This window comes from Synechococcus sp. CS-603, from assembly GCF_977929215.1.
Map to the genome: position 1 here is coordinate 1,008,038 of NZ_OZ376778.1, position 18,094 is coordinate 1,026,131.

Here is an 18,094-nt window from a genome sequence, read left to right on the forward strand (position 1 = left end):
CTTCTTTTCCGTCCCTAGGGTTGGAAGGGATCGATTTCGTCGATGAAAAAGAAGGGACTCACGATGTGGGCCCCTTCGCCCGTTAACATTCCTTTACCTTTTCTTCAGGAGCTCGCAGGGTGAACAATCGCTGGCGCAATGCGGGGCTTTACGTGCTCTTGGCCATCGTCGTGATCGCAATCGGCACGGCCTTCCTCGACCGGCCCGATCCGGCCAACGCCCCACGCAACCTGCGCTACAGCGACTTCATCGAGGCCGTTCAGGACAAACAGATCGCCAGGGTCTTGATTTCCCCAGATCGGGGTACCGCCCAAGTGGTTGAAAACGATGGCAACCGGGCCGTCGTCAACCTGGCTCCCGACAAGGATCTGCTGAAGCTGCTCTCTGACAACAACGTCGATATCGCCGTTCAACCAAGCCGTCAGCCGGCGGCTTGGCAGCAGGCCATCGGCAGCCTACTCTTCCCGCTGCTCCTGCTCGGTGGGCTCTTCTTCCTGTTGCGTCGCGCCCAGGGAGGCGGCGGCAATCCGGCGATGAGCTTCGGCAAGAGCAAGGCCCGGGTTCAGATGGAGCCCCAGACCCAGGTCACCTTTGGTGATGTGGCTGGCATTGAGGGCGCCAAGCTCGAACTCACTGAGGTTGTTGACTTCCTCAAGAACCCCGATCGCTTCACAGCTGTTGGGGCCAAAATTCCCAAAGGTGTGTTGTTGGTCGGTCCTCCAGGCACCGGCAAAACTCTCCTGGCCAAAGCCGTCGCCGGCGAGGCAGGGGTTCCTTTCTTCTCGATTTCCGGTTCCGAGTTCGTTGAAATGTTCGTCGGTGTCGGCGCCAGCCGCGTCCGTGATCTCTTCGAGCAGGCCAAGAAAAATGCGCCCTGCATCGTCTTCATTGACGAAATCGATGCTGTCGGCCGCCAGCGCGGCGCTGGTCTCGGTGGTGGTAACGACGAGCGGGAGCAGACCCTCAACCAACTCCTTACCGAGATGGATGGTTTCGAGGGCAACAACGGCATCATCATCGTCGCGGCTACAAACCGTCCCGATGTGCTCGACTCGGCCCTGTTGCGCCCCGGCCGTTTCGACCGCCAAGTGGTGGTCGACAGGCCCGATTACAGCGGGCGGCTGCAAATTCTTAAGGTCCATGCCCGTGGCAAGACCCTGGCCAAGGATGTCGATCTCGATCGGGTCGCCCGCCGCACTCCTGGATACACCGGCGCTGATCTTGCCAACTTGCTGAACGAGGCGGCGATCCTGGCGGCCCGCCGTCAGCTCACCGAAGTGGCGATGGATGAGGTCAACGACGCCATTGAGCGGGTGATGGCTGGTCCTGAGAAGAAGGACCGGGTGATGAGCGAAAAGCGCAAGCGTCTTGTCGCCTACCACGAATCAGGCCATGCCTTGGTTGGTGCCCTGATGCCCGATTACGACCCTGTTCAGAAAATCAGCATCATTCCCCGCGGTCAGGCTGGCGGTCTCACCTTCTTCACCCCCAGTGAGGAGCGTATGGAGTCAGGCCTTTATTCCCGTGCTTACCTGCAGAACCAGATGGCCGTCGCCCTTGGCGGTCGGGTTGCCGAGGAGATTGTCTACGGCGAGGACGAAGTCACCACGGGTGCTTCCAACGACCTTCAACAGGTGGCCCGCGTGGCTCGTCAGATGGTGACCCGCTTCGGCATGAGCGACCGTCTTGGCCCCGTTGCCCTTGGCCGTTCTCAGGGAGGCATGTTCCTCGGACGTGACATCGCCTCCGACCGTGACTTCTCTGAGGAGACCGCCGCTGCCATTGACGATGAGGTCAGCATCTTGGTTGATGAGGCCTACCTCCGCGCCAAGTCGGTCTTGGTCAACAACCGCCTGGTGCTCGATGAGCTCGCTGGCTTGCTTGTGGAGAAAGAAACCGTGGACGCCGAAGAGCTGCAAGAGCTCCTGATCCGCAGCGATGTCCGGGTTGCTGAATACGTCTGAATCAGGCGAGCTGCTTGTTGGACTCTGGGCACTGCCGCTCCTTGCGGTCCTGCCCCCGGTTCGTGCTGACAGGGCCTTTCGCCAGTTTTGTGCCGCTGCCGCCCCTGGCCTAGCCAGATATTTTTTATGCCGCGCGGGGAGAGACGGATCTGCCGCCGTATTCTTTCGGCCCTTCCGCTCAGCAGCTCCAGCAGCGCCAACACCCCACGCACGCACTTCGCCGGCTTCTGGCAGGAGTCCGTTCTCCATCACGCCATGGTGCATCTCACGCAGTTCCTGGCGGATGTAGCGGAGGTGGCTCACCACCTGTTCACGCTTGGACTGCGATATGAAACGGGCTGGGCGACGATTCCCTTTAACAGCACGGCTTGACAGGAGCAGGTTCGCCCAACAACAGTTGATAATCTGCTCTTGTTTTGAGGCTGTCTAGCCTGCCATGTCCCTTCGTCGATCTTCACACCACTGGCTGCTGCGCCGGGCAGCCCGGCCGCTGGGCCTCGGCCTGCTTGCGGGCGGGGTGGTGCTGGGGGCTCAGGGTGCTGCTCAGGCGCTGCAGTATGTATTCACGGATGCGAATGGCGATGCATCCGCAGGGCTGACGTTGGATTTTCAGTCCCCCTTTAACACTAGAAATGCAACTGGCTCGATTACGGGCGGATTTTTTCTCAACGCCGATAACACTTTAACCATACTCGACCCGATTATCATTACAGCAACGCCCAATACCGGTTTTAATGGGACCGTAAACAACACCTTCGGAATTGGAGGTGACGCTTATTATAATTCTACTACAAATAGCCTGATTTTCGGGGCATTGTCAGGAGATTGTGTTCAGGGTAATTCTTCTAATCCCTGCCTGGCCATTAGGGTTCCTGGTGGCCAGCTTGATAATCCAACTGCCGGTGAGCAAATCAGTCTGCCTACGGGCGGGGACAGCCTCGGAAGCTATTTCGACACTGACAACGCTGGGTCTGTTTTTTTTCAGATTGACTTCCGGTTCAGGGATCTTACACTCACCAATCAAGGACAACTGCGCCAGATCCCCTCTGCCCTTTCAGCCCTGGCGCTCCTGCCCCTCGCCGGCCTGAAGCGCTACCGCCGCCGCGTTCAGCGCCTCAACCAGGACTGCGGTGAATCTGAATCTGGCAACGAGCTGGGCTGATCGCTGCAGGCTTACTGATCGCTGCAGGCTTAGAACGTTCGCTGGCCTCGCTCAACTGGTTGATGGTCGAATTACCCGGCGCGTCGGCTACACCAGACACACCCGATAAATCAGGTATACAGCGATCAGGCCAGAGTTAGTTCATGGCTCCCTTGATGAGACTGACACAGGCTGGAAGTTGGGTGCTCTTGGTGACTCTGTCGTTGACCCATCTCAGAACGATCACCTGGCAGGTGGAGGGTAAGCGAACGAACTGCAGGTCCTGCTGAACGAACTGGGCCTTTTGCCCCTTATCGCGGTGGCATGGCCTCAGGCTCCGTTTGCCCTTTCGGCTGCGCCTGGTCCCGGCGCACCCATTGCCTAGGCAGCGGTGGAGTCGCTGGAAAAGTCCCGCTGAGCCAGGTGGTGCGGCACGGTGGTATGAGGCCCAGGAGCAGGTCCTGATCGTTGGACTGGAGCTTGTCCACTATGGCCGGGAGTCCGAATTTCTGACGCCAGCGCTCCAGGCCCATATTCTTGGAACGCTTGTGCGGTGTTTCATCGGGTTACAAGTTAAATCCCGTGCCTGATAAGCTCGCCACGGTTTTAAGCTGTTGATGTTATCGAGCTGCTGTAGCTCCTGATCCGCTGAGCCGTGAAGGTTGCCGAGTACGTCTGAGGAGTTGATCGGGTCCTTGCACCAGCAGCCACTCCTGCTGGTGCTGAGGCCCCGAGCACCCATCGATGCCGCTCCCATGCTGGAGCGCCTTCATGCGCTTGGCCTGCAGCACGTGGAGATCGCCTGGCGCTCCTCATCCGGCTGGTCGGGGCAGTGCCGTGAGCTGATCGCATCGTTTCCCGCCCTGTGGTTCGGAGCCGCCTCGATCGGCAGCAGCGAAGCGGTTCTCGCTGCGAAAGAAGCCGGCTTTCGTTATGCGCTGGCGCCGATTCTTGAGCCTGCCTTGCTCCGCCAGGCGAACGCACTGGGTATCACCCTGGTCCCAGGAGTGATGACCCCGACGGAGATTCACCAGGCCAAGGCTCTTGGATGCCGACTGGTGAAGCTGTTTCCGGCGGCGGCGTTGGGAGCCTCCTACTGGGCAGGGTTGCGGGAGCCCCTGGGCGGTACGCTGCCGTTCTGCATCGCTGCTGGCGGCCTGCTTGCCGCGGATGTGCGGCCGTGGTTGGATGCGGGAGTGGATGCCATCGCCCTCGGGGCCGGACGTCAGGGCTGGTCAGAGGAGTTCTGCGGCGGTCTGGCTCAGGTTTTGGAGGATTTGCCCAGGCCTCGATAGCGGCGCCGAGCCTTCAGCAGAGTCCCCAATACCAGGCCCGGAGCCAGCAGCGGCAGAGGTGCAGGCACGGGAATGCCGACTCCAAAAGCGGCGGCATCAAGAAAGTTGCCGAATGAGGCGGGACCCGTTGAGGATACCGCTGTCCAACCGAACCGGATGTCATTCCCTAAGGCCACGAGGCCGCCACCTTGATAGAAGCCCCAGGCGCTATTGCCTGTTGTGAATTCCTGTGAGAAGAGTGTGGTGTCATCCGAGCTGTTAAAAATGTTGTCAAATCCGAGATCGACGATCGTCAGACTTACGGTGTCATCACCATTGCGTCCCCGGTGGGCAAATTGAAATCCAACAACGGCGTTCGCTGGGATCCCACTGGCCACCTGAAATAGTTCACCAAAATTGTTGGCGTTGATTTCGGCGAATTGCTCTCCACTGAAGGCTGGCACACCTTGAAAGCCAGAGTCCCAGAGTTCAATTCGACCATCCGTCGCCGTGGTTTGCCACCCCGGCACGTCTGATTGATCAATGATCGTGAAAGATGGTGGGTCACCTGCTGGGGTGAAGTCAGGCAGTTCGAAATCCCCATTCACCAGGCTGCCAATCGCCTTGGCGGGCTCAGGCTGTGCTGCAACGCTCAACGCAGCCAAGGCGGCAGTGAGGAATAAAGCAGCGGCCTTGAGGTGCATGGTGCAGAGCTAAAGATAGTAATTTTACTCATCAGCTCCCCCGAACTCGGGCTTCAGCCCTTTCCTCACCAGAGGCTGCACTGACCCTGCTGGCGCAGCAGGTGGTCGGCCAAGACCAAAGCCACCATGGCCTCCACCATCGGCACTGCTCGCGGCAGCACGCAGGGGTCGTGACGACCCTTGGCAGCCAGGGTGGTGGCCGCTCCAGTGGCGTCGATGGTTTGTTGTTCCTTGCGGATCGTGGCGGTGGGCTTGAAGGCCACCCGCAAAACGATCTCCTCGCCATTGCTGATCCCCCCTTGTATCCCACCGGAGTTGTTGGTGGCCGTGCGCAGGCTTCCGTCGCCGGTAGGCAGGAAGGCATCGTTGTGCTCGCTCCCTTTCAGCAGGGTGCCACTGAAGCCGGAGCCGATCTCGAATCCCTTGGTGGCCGGCAACGACATCACCGCCTTGGCCAGATCAGCCTCCAGCTTGTCGAAGACAGGCATGCCCAGGCCCATAGGCGGACGCCGCACCAGACATTCGATCACGCCGCCGCAGGAATCTCCGTCGCGGCCGATCGCCTCAATGCGCTCGATCATCCGCTCGGCAACGGCCTGATCAGGGCAGCGCACCATGGTGGCTTCCACCGCTTCGAGCGTCACCAGGGTTGGATCGATGGCCGCTTCAATCGTGTGGATGCGCTTTACCCAGGCGATCACTTCGCTGCCATGGGTGTGGGCGAGCAGTTGCTTGGCGATCGCCCCGGCGGCCACCCGGCCGATCGTTTCGCGCGCTGAGGACCGTCCGCCGCCGCTGCGGGCCTGGATGCCGTACTTCGTCTGGTACGTGGCATCGGCATGGGAGGGGCGGAAGGCCACCGCCATGTCGCTGTAATCGCCGGGACGTTGATCCTTGTTGCGCACCAGCATCGCAATAGGCGTTCCCAGGGTCACCCCATCGAGCAGGCCGCTGAGGATCTCGACCCGGTCGTCCTCCTTGCGGGGCGTGGTGATCTTGCTTTGGCCCGGTTTGCGGCGATCCAGTTCCGCCTGAATGGCCGCCAGATCCAGTTGGAGCCGTGGCGGGCAACCATCGACGATCACCCCAACGCCACCCCCGTGGGATTCGCCGAAGGTGCTGACACGAAAGAGCTGGCCATAACTGCTTCCCATGGCCTAGTGCCGTTGGCAGGAGCCTACAAAAAAGCCCCCCTCGCAGTGAGGGGGGCTTGAGGTGAAAGGCATGGCTGGAGCCAACAGGGTTGACTCCGCTGCGATCAGCCGATGGAAGGCGTGATCAAAGCCACAGGGGTGGCTTCTGCAGAGGCCAGGTCAAGCGGGAAGTTGTGAGCGTTGCGCTCGTGCATCACTTCCATGCCCAGACCGGCACGGTTCAGCACGTCAGCCCAGGTGTTGATCACGCGGCCTTGGCCATCGAGGATCGACTGATTGAAGTTGAAACCGTTGAGGTTGAAGGCCATCGTGCTCACGCCAAGGGCGGTGAACCAGATGCCCACAACCGGCCAGGTGGCGAGCAGGAAGTGCAGGCTGCGGCTGTTGTTGAAAGAGGCGTACTGGAAGATCAGACGACCGAAGTAGCCGTGGGCCGCCACGATGTTGTAGGTCTCTTCCTCTTGGCCGAACTTGTAACCGTAGTTCTGGCTCTCGCTTTCGGTCGTCTCACGCACCAAGGAGCTGGTGACGAGTGAACCGTGCATGGCCGAGAACAGGGAGCCGCCGAAGACACCAGCCACACCCAGCATGTGGAAGGGGTGCATCAGGATGTTGTGCTCGGCTTGGAACACCAACATGAAGTTGAAGGTGCCGGAGATGCCGAGGGGCATGCCATCAGAGAACGAACCCTGACCGAAGGGGTAGATCAGGAAGACAGCCGAGGCAGCCGCCACAGGGGCGCTGTAGGCGACACAGATCCAGGGGCGCATGCCGAGGCGGTAGGAGAGTTCCCACTCGCGGCCCATGTAGCAGAAGATGCCGATCAGGAAGTGGAAGATCACCAGCTGATAGGGACCGCCGTTGTACAGCCACTCATCGAGGCTGGCGGCTTCCCAGATCGGGTAGAAGTGCAGGCCGATGGCGTTGCTGGAAGGAACAACAGCACCGGAGATGATGTTGTTGCCGTACATCAAGGAGCCGGCGACAGGCTCGCGGATGCCGTCGATGTCGACAGGGGGCGCGGCCACGAAGGCCACGATGAAGCAGATGGTGGCAGCCAGCAGGGTGGGGATCATCAGCACACCGAACCAACCGACATACAGGCGGTTGTTGGTGGAGGTGACCCACTCACAGAACTGACTCCAGGCAGAAGCGCCGGAGCGCTGCTGAACGGTGGTGGTCATAGGAACGGGAGGTTATGCCCCAAAAAGGAGCGAGGATAAGGACGAATGGCAGGCGGGACGTTTTCTCTAAGGAAGTCTGTGAAGGAACTCCGAAGAGGAAAAGCCTTGCCGCAACAGGCCGAAGCTCTGCCGTTGCCTTAGGCACTGTAACGGAATCTTGCGCTAGGTGTGGAAATCTTGCGGACTGGTTTACCGAAGGCCCGGATGCGGCCCCATGGGATCCAGCTGTCCTGGTTAGCGTCAACCCCTTCTCCAAGGGCCGATGACCCAGGCCGTATGGCTGCCACGGCAGGCTTCCCAGCCCCAGCCGCCCCTTTCGGCTGAGGGGCGGGTGCTGCTGATCCGCCTGCCCTGCAACCCGATTTTTCCGATCGGGCCGATTTACCTGGCCGATCACCTGCACAAGTGTTTCCCGCAGCTTGACCAGCGCATCCTTGACCTGGCCGCCCTGCCAATCCTGGATGTGGAGCGAACCCTGCTCGCCACCGTCAAGGCGTTTCGCCCCACCTTGTTGGTGTTTTCCTGGCGCGACATTCAGATCTATGCGCCTGTGGATGGGCGCGGCGGCAACCCGCTGCAGAACTCCTTTGAGGTGTTCTACGCCGCCAATCCACTGCGCCGCCTACGTGGCGGTCTGGGTGGCCTGCGGCTGATGGCGGCTTTCTATGGCGAGCTCTGGCGCAACCTTCGCCTGGTGCGCCGTGGTCTTCGCCAGGCCCGCCGTTTCAACCCCGAGGCACGGGTGGTGCTCGGTGGCGGAGCGGTGAGCGTGTTCTACGAACAGCTGGGCAAGAGTTTGCCCAAAGGCACCGTGGTCTCCGTTGGCGAAGGGGAGGTCCTGTTGGAGAAATTGATCCGCGGCCAATCGCTGGCCGGTGAGCGTTGTTTCGTTGTTGGCGAGGCGCCTCGGCTGGGCCTCATCCACGAACCACCTGCAGGCCTGGTCAAGACGGCTTGCGACTACTCCTACATCGCTTCGATCTGGCCCCAGCTGACTTGGTATTTCGAAGGCGGCGATTTCTACGTGGGCGTGCAGACCAAACGCGGCTGTCCCCACAACTGCTGCTACTGCGTCTACACCGTGGTGGAAGGCAAGCAGGTTCGCGTCAATCCTGTTGACGAGGTGGTGGCTGAGATGCGCCAGCTCTATGACAGAGGCGTGCGCGGCTTCTGGTTCACCGATGCCCAGTTCATCCCCGCCCGCCGCTACATCGACGATGCCAAGCAGTTGCTGCGGGCCATCGCGGCGGCGGGAATGGCTGACATCCACTGGGCGGCCTACATCCGCGCTGACAACCTCGACCAGGAACTAGCCGAGCTGATGGTGGCCACCGGCATGAGCTACTTCGAAATCGGCATCACCTCCGGCAGCCAGGAGCTGGTGCGGAAAATGCGCATGGGCTACAACCTTCGCGTTGTTCTGGAAAACTGCCGGATTCTTGCTGCAGCTGGATTCCGGGAGCAGGTCTCGGTGAATTATTCGTTCAATGTGATTGATGAAAGGCCCGAGACGATCCGGCAGACCGTGGCCTATCACCGAGAGCTCGAGAGCATCTTCGGAGCCGATAAGGTGGAGCCCGCCATCTTCTTCATTGGCCTGCAGCCCCACACGCACCTGGAGCAATATGGCTTTGAGCAGGGCATGCTCCAACCGGGCTACAACCCGATGAGCATGATGCCGTGGACGGCCAGAAAGTTGCTCTGGAACCCTGAACCGATGGGCAGCACCTTTGGCCGCCTCTGCCTGGAGGCATTTGAAACCAATCCCCAGGATTTTGGCCGCACGGTCATGGATCTGCTGGAGCGTGACTATGGCCTCGCTCCCCTCGAAGAAGCCCTCAGAGCTCCTGTTGAAGGCAAAGCGGCCCTAGCCACGGCAGTGCGTTAGCGGCCCCAGTGCGGCCGCCGCACCCAGATCAGCGCAGCGAGCCCCAGCCAGCCAATGGCCCCTCCGATCGGGTTGGGGTTGGGGGCACCCGGTCCGCTCAGCCAGGCGGGCGCACCGGCAGAGAGCTCGATCAGCCCCATCTGCAGCACGAACCAGCCGCCGACTAACCCCCCATGCAGCCCGATCGCTCCCCAGAGGGCGCCGGCGTCAGTACGACGTTGCAAGGCCAGGGCGATCCCGAGCATGATCAACCCGCCCAGCTGGCCGATGGCTCCAGGCCCCTCCGTGCGGTACCAGGGGTGGATCAGGGCGAAGATCACCGCCTGAAGCAGCAGGGCCGTGCGGGCCTTGAGTTGGAGTTCAAGCTCCCCCCAGAGCCAGCCTCGGAACAGCAGTTCTTCGGCGAAGCCCACGCCGGCCAGCAGCGCCAGTCCATTGAGGGCGATGCCGCCATCCAGGCGCCAGGATCCCCGCGCCGCCCCAGTGGCGATCAGAACCATGGCCAGGAATCCCAGCAAGCCAGCGGCCTTGAGCAGCCCGCGCAGCAGGGCCTTCAAGGCCGGCGGCAGCGGCATGACCAAGCCCAGGCGCTGCCAGGGTTTGGACTCTCCCCAGGCCTGCTTCAGGCGCCATGGCAGGGTCAGCAGCAGCAACACCAGGGCAAGAATCAAGCCCACCAAGTTGAGCTGATCGGCACGCAGTTCGGGGGCTAAGAGGGCCAGCGGACGGGAAATCAGCCAGCCGACGCCATAGAGCAGCGGGACGTACAGCAGGGTGCCCAGCCCGTGGGGGGAGCCCCGGCTGGGGATCCGCGCTCGAGCGCCGGGTGCCACTTCAGTCCTCGGGCTCGATCGTGCTGGTGAGCCCCTTGCCCTTGAGCGTTTCGGAGTAGAACTCCGCTGGTTCGAGATCACACACGATCACCAGGCCGACGCCGGTCTTGTGGGCTTCGAGCATCACGGCAATCGCGTCCTGTTCACTGAGGGAGGGCACCACCTCGCGCAGGCTGGTCACCACGTACTCCATCGAATTGACCGGATCGTTGTGCAGCAGCACCCGATAGAGCGGCGAGGGCTTGCGCACCCTCTGCACCTCTTGATCGATCACCGCCGCTCCGCCGGGGGAGCGGGGAGCTGTTTCAACGGACAGGTGCACGGCAGCAGACGACAGAACCACGGCGGCAGGGGGTCGATTCACGCTCAGATCGCCACTTTATTGGAAACGGCCAGGGAGCTTTGGGCGATGCGTTCCATGGCTTCTGCCACATTGGCGCGGCTGTTGAAGGCCGAGAGCCGGAAGTAGCCCTCGCCGGCGGCGCCGAAACCGCTGCCCGGGGTGCCCACCACGTGGGCCTCGCTCAGCAGCCGGTCGAAGAAGCTCCAGGAATCCACGCCCTCAGGCGTCTGAATCCAGACGTAAGGGGCCTGCTCGCCACCGAAGACGCGCAGCCCGGCGCGGCTGAGATCACGGCGGAGGATCGCCGCATTCTCCATATAGAAGTTGACCAGTTCCTTCACCTGGGCCTGGCCCTCAGAGGAATACACCGCTTCAGCGCCCCGCTGCACGATGTAGCTCACCCCATTGAACTTGGTGCTCTGGCGCCGGTTCCAGAGGCTCCACAGCTCCACCTCCTGCCCATCGGCGCCCACCCCCATCAAGCCCCGTGGCACCACCGTGAGCGCGCAGCGGGTGCCCGTGAAGCCGGCGTTCTTCGAAAAGGAGCGGAACTCGATGGCACATCGCTTGGCTCCCTCGATCTCGTAGATCGAATGGGGCAGTTCCGGGTCACGGATGAAGGCCTCGTAGGCGGCATCGAACAGGATCAGCGCCTGGTTGGCCAGGGCGTAGTCGACCCAGCGTTGGAGCTGCTCGCGGCTGGCCACTGCACCGGTGGGATTGTTGGGGAAACAGAGATAGATCAGATCCACCGGCCCCTCCGGCAGGGGCGCGCAGAAGCCGTTGGCGGCGGTGATCGGCAGATAGGTGAGCCCGGCGTAACGCCCCGTCTCGTCGGCCTCGCCAGTGCGGCCTGCCATCACATTGCTGTCGACATACACCGGATAGACCGGATCGGTCACGGCGATGCGGATGCCCTCGCCGAGGATGTCGAGGATGTTGCTGCTGTCGCATTTGGAGCCATCAGAGACGAAAATCTCTTCGGCACTGATGGCACAGCCTCGCGCCTGGAAATCGTTGGAGGCAATCGCCTCACGCAACCAGAGGTAGCCCTGTTCAGGCCCGTAGCCATGGAAGCTCTCCCGACGTCCCATCGCGTCGACGGCCTGCTTCATCGCTTCGCGGCAGGCGGCCGGCAGCGGCTCGGTCACATCGCCAATGCCGAGGCGAATCAGGGAGGCTTCGGGGTTGGCGGCCGAGAAATCCTTCACCCGGCGAGCGATCTCGGGAAAGAGATAGCCCGCCTTGAGCTTCAGGTAATTGGAATTGATCTGAACCACAACCGCTCTGCCCATGCATTCCTGCTGGCCATCTTCCTACGTGACATGACCTGGGCGATGGGGGCCTAGGCGTTCTGGGGGGATTGTTCCCCCTTGCGGCCTGCTGCTGGGCCTTGCTTCAAGGCGGTGTGGTGCCTGGGATCATCGTGCTAAATTCCCGAGAAGACGGCAGTCCCGTTTGCAGTTTCTGAAGCTGTAAACGCTTCTCAGCGGGCATCGCCTCATGCGGCCCATCATCTAGTCGACACGGTTGCGTGCACTGGTCGTTCTTCACCAGTTCCCCCAGCACCAACGTGATCCGGGCGATGAGCTTCTAGGGGTGCTTCCTCACCAGACTTTTCCTTCCGTCCCCCTTCTGCTTCAGCAGCAGTCGAGCGGCATTGCGGCACGCTCTGCGCAGCAGTTGGTTTCTTCCGGGGTCGATCCCCATCCCTTGGCAGGGCTCCACCGAGCCAAACCCTATCCTCCATGCCCCAGCAGATCGTCATTGCGGAGCAACTGCGCATCGCTGCAGTGCTCAACGACGAACGTGTTGATGAACTTGTCGTCGCCCAGGGCCGTTACCAGATCGGTGATGTCTATCTCGGCAGGGTCGAAAACGTCCTGCCCGGTATCGATGCGGCCTTCGTCAACATCGGTGAAAGCGAAAAGAACGGCTTCATCCATGTCACCGACCTCGGCCCCCTGCGCCTGAGGAAGGGAGCAGCCGGCATCACCGAGTTGCTTGAGCCTCGCCAGAAGGTGCTGGTTCAGGTGATGAAGGAGCCCACCGGCACCAAAGGGCCTCGCCTCACCGGCAACCTCACGCTCCCCGGCCGCTTCCTGGTCCTCCAGCCCCACGGCCAGGGAGTGAGCATTTCCCGGCGGATTAACGGCGAAAACGAACGCAACCGGCTGCGTGCTCTCGGTGTGCTGATCAAGCCTCCCGGCGCAGGTCTGCTGGTGCGTACCGAAGCCGAGGGGATCAGCGAAGACCTGCTGATTGATGATCTCGAGACCCTGCTGCGCCAGTGGGAAGGCATTCAGGAAGCGGCCGAAATCGCCAGCCCACCTGTGCTGCTTAACCGTGACGAAGACTTCATCCATCGCGTCCTGCGTGACCTCTACAGCCCCGAGGTTCTGCGGGTCGTCGTCGATACCCCAGCGGCCGTGGCCCGGGTCAATGCCTTCCTCGGTGCCGATCAGGCCAGCCTGCAGGTTGAGCACCACGCCGAATCCAGCGACATCCTGGAGCATTACCGGGTGAATGCGGCAATTCGCGATTCGCTCAAGCCCCGGGCTGATCTTCCCTCAGGCGGCTACGTGATCATCGAGCCCACCGAGGCGCTCACGGTGATCGACGTGAACTCAGGTTCGTTCACCCGTTCGGCCAATGCCCGGGAAACCGTGCTCTGGACCAACTGCGAAGCGGCCGCTGAGATCGCCCGTCAGCTCAAGCTGCGCAACATCGGTGGCGTCGTGATCATCGACTTCATCGACATGGAGTCGAGGCGCGACCAGTTGATGCTGCTGGAGCATTTCACCCAGGCGGTCCGCGATGACACCGCCCGCCCCCAGATTGCCCAGCTCTCCGAGCTCGGCTTGGTTGAACTCACGCGCAAGCGCCAGGGCCAGAACATCTATGAGTTGTTCGGTCGTGCCTGCCCCAGTTGTGGTGGCCTCGGCCATGTGGCGGTGCTCCCCGGCACCGATTCGCTCCAGCCCCTGGCCACGGTGAGTGGCCTGGTGCGCTCGGCGGCTTCGGCCCGGGCCGACGTTGTCAGCCCTGCCGCCACCGAATCCAGTGGCCGTCGCCGCGGTGGCCGTGGCAGCCGCGGCGGCCGCTCCAGCGAAGCCGTGGAGGCACCGGTCAGTGCACCGGTTCAGGTCCCTGCTAGTTCCAGCGAGCCCAGTGAAGCGGCTGCGGGCTTTGTCAGTGAACCGGTCAGTCGCCGCCAGGAACCCGAACTGGTGGCCGTGCCGATGGAGGAAGAACAGGAGCTGGTCTACGGCTGGCTTGGTCTCAACCCCACCCTGTTGCTCGATCCCCAACCCAGTGGCGAACACCTGATGGTGCGCGTCGTCAGGCCAGGCGAGGATCCGGAGGCCGTGCTCGAAGCGGCCCGTCAACAACAATCGTCCACAGCTTCCCGCCGCCGCCGTCGCGGTGGACGCGGCAATGGCGATAACAACAGCACCGATAACAGCAGTCGTGATGACAGGACTGGCGACAACGGCAGTGGCGATAACGGTGCCAGCGCCGCCAGTGGCCAGACCGGCACTGCTGCCAGTTCCACCTTGGTTCGGCATGAGCCGTCCCCTGACGTGCTGGTCGAAATCACGCCCCTTCCCCTGGAGCCTGATGAGCCGATGGCCACCGTCACAACCGTGATCGAGGCTCCTGTGGTGCAGGTGCCGCTCACGCGCAAGATCACCCGTTCACGCCCCTCGGCAACCGCTGCAGCGGCTCCTGAAACCTCGGCTTTGCCGGCCAACGGCAGTGGCAGCCTTGGGATTCCGCCGGCCGAAACTGCAGCGGAAGCAGCAGCCCAGCCGGCTCCCGAAGAGCAGGACGCTGGTGAACCGCGGCGGCGTCGCCGGCGCTCCTCGGCCACGGTCTGAGGCGTTTCTCGGCCTCGGGGTCGCTCTTTGGCGGCCATGACCCACGGACCTGTGCCGGGGTTGATGAGGTCGGTCGAGGTTGTTTGTTCGGACCCGTCTTCGCCGGGGCGGTTGTGTTGCCGGCTTCGGCCCTGGAGCCTCTGGCCAGGGCAGGTCTCACCGACAGCAAGGCGCTCTCGGCCCGCCATCGCGAACGCCTGGTTCCGTTGATCACGGCCCTGGCTCAGGCCTGGGGACTGGGCCAGGCCTCAGCCAGCGAAATTGACCGCCACGGCATTCGCTGGGCCACCGAAGCGGCCATGCTGCGGGCCCTGCAAAGCCTGCCCCGGCGCCCGGTCCTGGTGCTGGTCGATGGCGTTCTGCCCCTACGACCCTGGTCTGGCCGGCAGGTCACCCTGGTGCAGGGTGATCGCCGTTGCCTGGCCATTGCCGCAGCCAGTGTGCTCGCCAAACAGGCGCGTGATGGGCTGGTCCGGCGGCTGGCCTCTCGCTTCCCTGGCTACGGACTGGAGCGCCATGTCGGCTATGGCACGGCGATGCACCGAGCGGCCTTGCGCGAGCTCGGGGCCACCCCACTCCATCGCCAGTCCTTTCTCTCCCGGGTGCTCAGTTCTCCCTGCACCAGGCGCTGAAGTCATCGAGCAGCTGCCGGCCGACCCGTTTTCGCATCGCAATCAGGATGCCAGCCAGCAAGGAACGACCGGTGGCTTCGAGCACGCGGGGTGGCAGCAGGCCCAGAATGGCCGGCCGGCTGACCGTAACGGCCAGATGGGCTTCCCCCTCCAGGCCGGTTTCGTTGACCACCAAATGGGAGTGGAGCTGGAGTGCGAAGTCGTCGACCACTTCGAGACCCTCCAGTTGGCAATCGAGGGCCTCAATCTCGAGTCGGCCTGGCTGTCGCGTGGCCTGCAGCTGAACGATCGGCTGGACCTGGAGCTGGAAGACGTTCAGTTGCTGGACGGCGTAGCGATAGCGCCCGTCGCCAAGCCGTTGTAGTTGGTCGGCAGCCAACAGGGTGCGCACGATCCGATCGTCGTTTTCGAGGTAGGGCGCCAGCCTTTCGCTCTGGCTGGATACCGGAATCCGGAGTTGCTGGCGGGCGCCGAAAGCCAGGGGCATCGCCAGGGTGGGGAGTCGGCGGGAGATGATCCTATCGATCAGCGTTCGCCGCTCCGTTGCTCCCCTGTCATGCGTCTTGCCTTTCTTGGTCCCGCTGGAACCTATGGCGAGCAGGCCGCCAGAACCCTGGCTGACCTTGAAGGATTGGGCGATGTGGAACTGGTCCCCCAGAGCGGGCACCGGGCCGTGATCCGGGCCCTCGCTGACGGCCACTGTGATGCAGCCGTGGTGCCCGTCGAGAACTCGGTCGAGGGCGGGGTCACGGCCAGTCTGGATGCCCTCTGGGAGCATGAGGAATTGGGAATCCGGCGAGCCCTGGTTCTGCCGGTTCGCCATGCCCTGCTCGGCAGCGGTCCGATCGGCCGCATCAGTGAGGTGCTCTCCCATCCCCAGGCCCTGGCCCAGTGCAGCCAATGGCTGGCCGAACATCTTCCCGATGCCTTGCAGCTGCCCACCAGCTCCACGGCGGAGGCTTCGCGCCTGGTGGGCGGCAGCCACTTCCGCGCTGCCGTGGCCTCGCTCCAGGCGGCCAGCCAGCACGGCCTGGAGGTACTGGCCTATCCGATCAATGACGTGGCCGGAAACTGCACCCGTTTCCTCCTGCTGCAGCGTGCGCCTGCCATCCCTGCGGGCCGCGCCAAAGCCACCCACTGCAGCCTCGCCTTCTCGCTGCGGGCGAACAACCCCGGCGCCCTGCTCGATGCCCTGCGCTGCTTCGCCCATCGGCAGTTGAACATGAGCCGGATCGAGTCACGCCCGTCCAAGCGGGAAATGGGCGAATACCTGTTCTTCGTTGACCTGGAGCTACCAGCCGATTCGGGCTCCCTTGAGCAGGCTGTCGCGGAATTGGCCGGTCACTGTGAGCATCTGGTCCTGTTCGGGACCTACCCAATCAGCATCGTCGAAGAGAACGGCGGCTAGGTCGTTGGTTTGCGGCAGCGGAACACACCGAACTGCATCAGGCCGTTGCGGAAAGCCCAGTCCATCAACAGCAGGGTCGGGGTTTCGCGGAGTCCCTGCAGCACGGCCATCGGCCCCAGGCCCAGCACCGCCCCGGGGCGGCGGATGCCTTCCATGATCGAGTCGATCCAGGAGGGCAAGGTGGCCTTGGTCCAGTCGCCTGTGGTCACGCTGGCTCCATTGGCGAAGGGGCTGCAGGCCAGGTTGTGCCTGAAAGAGAGGATGCTGGCGAACTCGGGGTGGGCCCATTGGTCGAGCAGCTGACGCATCACCCAGCGCTCGCGGCTCGTCAGCGCGCCGTTGCTTGGATCGCGCCGGTTCCAGTCGGCCACGGCCAGCAGGCCTTCCGGCGCGAGCACGCGCAACAGCTCATCGGCGTAGCGCTGCTTGTCGGCCATGTGCGGTCCGGCCTCCACACTCCAGACCGCATCGAACTGACCATCGGCGAGATCGAGGGCCAGGGCATCCATCACCGCGAAACGGCAGGGCAGGCCGGCGGGGGTGAGCTGGCTTGCCCGGGCGATCTGGGCTTGGCTGATACTGATTCCCAGCACTTCAAAGCCGTAATCCCGGCTGAGGATCCGGGCACTGCCGCCGATGCCACAGCCCACATCCAGCACGCGGGCGCCACTGGGCAGTTGATCGAGGCCACTCCAGCGCACCAATTCATGCACGAAAGCTGCTTTGGCGGCGCGGAAATCGGCGCGCCGCGGCTGCTCTCCGTAGTGTCCGAGGTGGACGTGGTCCCCCCAGAGGCGTTCGAGCAATTGGTCGTCGGTCCAGCGGTCATAGGCCGCCGCGACCGTCTCGGTGCTCTGATAGCGCCGGTTTCGCCGTTGCCAGAGCTGGGTGGCATACCACCCCAAGCCAGCTGCACCCGCACCAAGAAGCAGGGCCCCAGGCAGGAGATTGAGTGCCATCAGCTTGGATCCTGGCCGTCCTCACCCATTCCTTTAAAGGTGTCCTTGAGAACGGTTCGAGCCGCCAGTTGACGGCGGGTCTGGTCAAGGAGGGAATACTCCAGGCGTAAACGCTCGGTGGTGTCGGTCAGCTCAAGCAGGGCCTGCTGATGGTCAGCCACGGGGCCACCCAGGTGGGAGCCGATCCAGAACGACAGTTCCCGGGGCAGATCAGGCAGGTCGTTGGGCAGGCTGGTGGGCTTGCCGATCAGCTTGCCGGTCAGATCGACCACATCACGCAGAGCCTGGGTCACTTCGCCAGCGAGCTGCTCGAGTGAGTTGTCGCTGTCGCTGGCCTGGTCTTCGATCCAGCTCACCATGCCGACACGGAACGGTGCTTCACGCACCACTTCGAGCACGCGGAAGCGCTGCTGGCCCATGGTGACGATGTTGCTGCGATCGTCATCCTGCGTCTGACATTGCAGGATCTCGGCGCAGCAGCCAACGCTGGCCATTTTCTTTTCCTGGGGGTCCCAGCGCACCACCCCGAAACGCCGATCGGTTTCCAGAACCGTGCTCAGCATCATCCGGTAGCGGGGCTCGAAGATGTGTAGAGGCAGTACCTCCTGCGGGAACAACACCACATCCGGCAGGGGGAAGAGGGGGAGTTCCCGGACGGCCAAATCGGTCACAAAGGTCCTGCGTGGTTGCAAAAGAGTGAGGCTCTAAACCGATCTTAGGGATCTCGGC

16 protein-coding genes and 1 pseudogene are annotated in these 18,094 nt (G+C 62.8%); 7 read left to right on the forward strand and 10 right to left on the reverse strand.

Annotated elements, in window-relative coordinates:
- The first annotated feature begins 119 nt into the window (after positions 1 to 119).
- On the forward strand, positions 120 to 1,964 hold the full coding sequence (gene ftsH3 / locus ACXMDM_RS05220) for an ATP-dependent zinc metalloprotease FtsH3 (RefSeq protein WP_071800876.1): 1,845 nt from the start codon (positions 120 to 122) through the stop codon (positions 1,962 to 1,964).
- A gap of 161 nt (positions 1,965 to 2,125) precedes the next feature.
- Here the strand turns inward: ftsH3 and ACXMDM_RS05225 are convergent.
- A pseudogene (locus tag ACXMDM_RS05225) lies at positions 2,126 to 2,294 on the reverse strand (DUF8635 family protein); the annotation flags it as partial.
- A gap of 106 nt (positions 2,295 to 2,400) precedes the next feature.
- Between ACXMDM_RS05225 and ACXMDM_RS05230 the strand changes: the two are divergent.
- Positions 2,401 to 3,126, forward strand: coding sequence for a hypothetical protein (locus tag ACXMDM_RS05230; protein WP_145536739.1), 726 nt, complete (start codon positions 2,401 to 2,403; stop codon positions 3,124 to 3,126).
- A gap of 674 nt (positions 3,127 to 3,800) precedes the next feature.
- Complete coding sequence (locus ACXMDM_RS05235) at positions 3,801 to 4,400, forward strand: bifunctional 4-hydroxy-2-oxoglutarate aldolase/2-dehydro-3-deoxy-phosphogluconate aldolase (protein ID WP_162922857.1); 600 nt, start codon at positions 3,801 to 3,803, stop codon at positions 4,398 to 4,400.
- Here ACXMDM_RS05235 and ACXMDM_RS05240 read toward each other — a convergent pair.
- The 3 genes from ACXMDM_RS05240 to psbA all read right to left on the reverse strand — a co-directional run bounded on the left by ACXMDM_RS05240 (position 4,367) and on the right by psbA (position 7,421).
- Complete coding sequence (locus tag ACXMDM_RS05240; RefSeq protein WP_071800881.1) at positions 4,367 to 5,083, reverse strand: hypothetical protein; 717 nt, start codon at positions 5,081 to 5,083, stop codon at positions 4,367 to 4,369. The two genes, ACXMDM_RS05235 and ACXMDM_RS05240, sit on opposite strands and share 34 nt — an antisense overlap.
- Positions 5,084 to 5,148: 65 nt before the next feature.
- Positions 5,149 to 6,237 carry a chorismate synthase gene (aroC, locus tag ACXMDM_RS05245; RefSeq protein WP_071800882.1) on the reverse strand — a complete coding sequence of 363 codons (1,089 nt, stop codon included), beginning with the start codon at positions 6,235 to 6,237 and terminating at the stop codon, positions 5,149 to 5,151.
- A 104-nt stretch (positions 6,238 to 6,341) separates the two neighbouring features.
- Positions 6,342 to 7,421 carry a photosystem II q(b) protein gene (psbA, locus tag ACXMDM_RS05250; RefSeq protein WP_071800883.1) on the reverse strand — a complete coding sequence of 360 codons (1,080 nt, stop codon included), beginning with the start codon at positions 7,419 to 7,421 and terminating at the stop codon, positions 6,342 to 6,344.
- Positions 7,422 to 7,683: 262 nt separating this feature from the next.
- Between psbA and ACXMDM_RS05255 the strand changes: the two genes are divergently transcribed.
- On the forward strand, positions 7,684 to 9,309 hold the full coding sequence (locus ACXMDM_RS05255) for a photosystem II high light acclimation radical SAM protein (protein ID WP_071800884.1): 1,626 nt from the start codon (positions 7,684 to 7,686) through the stop codon (positions 9,307 to 9,309).
- Here the strand turns inward: ACXMDM_RS05255 and ACXMDM_RS05260 are convergent.
- From ACXMDM_RS05260 to ACXMDM_RS05270, 3 genes are read right to left on the reverse strand one after another with little or no spacing between them, the layout of a single operon-like run.
- Positions 9,306 to 10,142 carry a CPBP family intramembrane glutamic endopeptidase gene (locus ACXMDM_RS05260; RefSeq protein WP_233830591.1) on the reverse strand — a complete coding sequence of 279 codons (837 nt, stop codon included), beginning with the start codon at positions 10,140 to 10,142 and terminating at the stop codon, positions 9,306 to 9,308. The genes ACXMDM_RS05255 and ACXMDM_RS05260 overlap by 4 nt on opposite strands.
- Before the next feature lies 1 nt (position 10,143).
- Positions 10,144 to 10,464, reverse strand: a complete 321-nt coding sequence (clpS, locus tag ACXMDM_RS05265) for an ATP-dependent Clp protease adapter ClpS (protein ID WP_259722817.1) — start codon at positions 10,462 to 10,464, stop codon at positions 10,144 to 10,146.
- Positions 10,465 to 10,508: 44 nt separating this feature from the next.
- Positions 10,509 to 11,765, reverse strand: coding sequence for an LL-diaminopimelate aminotransferase (locus tag ACXMDM_RS05270; protein WP_071802134.1), 1,257 nt, complete (start codon positions 11,763 to 11,765; stop codon positions 10,509 to 10,511).
- 468 nt (positions 11,766 to 12,233) lie between these two features.
- Between ACXMDM_RS05270 and ACXMDM_RS05275 the strand changes: the two genes are divergently transcribed.
- Both ACXMDM_RS05275 and ACXMDM_RS05280 read left to right on the forward strand, forming a co-directional pair.
- Complete coding sequence (locus tag ACXMDM_RS05275; RefSeq protein WP_071800885.1) at positions 12,234 to 14,366, forward strand: Rne/Rng family ribonuclease; 2,133 nt, start codon at positions 12,234 to 12,236, stop codon at positions 14,364 to 14,366.
- On the forward strand, positions 14,363 to 14,998 hold the full coding sequence (locus ACXMDM_RS05280; protein WP_259722823.1) for a ribonuclease HII: 636 nt from the start codon (positions 14,363 to 14,365) through the stop codon (positions 14,996 to 14,998). Before ACXMDM_RS05275 ends, ACXMDM_RS05280 begins: the two co-directional genes overlap by 4 nt.
- Here the strand turns inward: ACXMDM_RS05280 and ACXMDM_RS05285 are convergent.
- A complete protein-coding gene (locus ACXMDM_RS05285) occupies positions 14,973 to 15,485 on the reverse strand; it encodes a DUF1997 domain-containing protein (RefSeq protein WP_071800887.1) in 513 nt (170 codons plus the stop codon). The two genes, ACXMDM_RS05280 and ACXMDM_RS05285, sit on opposite strands and share 26 nt — an antisense overlap.
- Before the next feature lie 69 nt (positions 15,486 to 15,554).
- Here ACXMDM_RS05285 and pheA point away from each other — a divergent pair, with 69 nt between their 5' ends.
- On the forward strand, positions 15,555 to 16,406 hold the full coding sequence (gene pheA, locus ACXMDM_RS05290; protein WP_071800888.1) for a prephenate dehydratase: 852 nt from the start codon (positions 15,555 to 15,557) through the stop codon (positions 16,404 to 16,406).
- Here the strand turns inward: pheA and ACXMDM_RS05295 are convergent.
- Both ACXMDM_RS05295 and ACXMDM_RS05300 read right to left on the reverse strand, forming a co-directional pair.
- Positions 16,403 to 17,365 (reverse strand): methyltransferase domain-containing protein, encoded by a 963-nt coding sequence (locus ACXMDM_RS05295; protein WP_083544481.1) that lies wholly within the window; start codon positions 17,363 to 17,365, stop codon positions 16,403 to 16,405. The two genes, pheA and ACXMDM_RS05295, sit on opposite strands and share 4 nt — an antisense overlap.
- The gene (locus ACXMDM_RS05300; RefSeq protein WP_071800889.1) at positions 17,365 to 18,036 is read right to left on the reverse strand and encodes an LON peptidase substrate-binding domain-containing protein; all 672 of its coding nucleotides are present in this window, start codon (positions 18,034 to 18,036) and stop codon (positions 17,365 to 17,367) included. Before ACXMDM_RS05300 ends, ACXMDM_RS05295 begins: the two co-directional genes overlap by 1 nt.
- Positions 18,037 to 18,094 lie beyond the last annotated feature (58 nt).

What these genes read in the sequence shown, in the direction of transcription:
- ACXMDM_RS05230 (WP_145536739.1), top strand. Translation starts at nt 2,401, where the DNA reads ATGTCCCTTCGTCGATCTTCACACCACTGGCTGCTGCGCCGGGCAGCC.
- ACXMDM_RS05240 (WP_071800881.1), bottom strand. Translation starts at nt 5,083, where the DNA reads ATGCACCTCAAGGCCGCTGCTTTATTCCTCACTGCCGCCTTGGCTGCG.
- aroC (WP_071800882.1), bottom strand. Translation starts at nt 6,237, where the DNA reads ATGGGAAGCAGTTATGGCCAGCTCTTTCGTGTCAGCACCTTCGGCGAA.
- psbA (WP_071800883.1), bottom strand. Translation starts at nt 7,421, where the DNA reads ATGACCACCACCGTTCAGCAGCGCTCCGGCGCTTCTGCCTGGAGTCAG.
- ACXMDM_RS05255 (WP_071800884.1), top strand. Translation starts at nt 7,684, where the DNA reads ATGACCCAGGCCGTATGGCTGCCACGGCAGGCTTCCCAGCCCCAGCCG.
- ACXMDM_RS05275 (WP_071800885.1), top strand. Translation starts at nt 12,234, where the DNA reads ATGCCCCAGCAGATCGTCATTGCGGAGCAACTGCGCATCGCTGCAGTG.
- ACXMDM_RS05285 (WP_071800887.1), bottom strand. Translation starts at nt 15,485, where the DNA reads ATGCCCCTGGCTTTCGGCGCCCGCCAGCAACTCCGGATTCCGGTATCC.
- pheA (WP_071800888.1), top strand. Translation starts at nt 15,555, where the DNA reads ATGCGTCTTGCCTTTCTTGGTCCCGCTGGAACCTATGGCGAGCAGGCC.
- ACXMDM_RS05295 (WP_083544481.1), bottom strand. Translation starts at nt 17,365, where the DNA reads ATGGCACTCAATCTCCTGCCTGGGGCCCTGCTTCTTGGTGCGGGTGCA.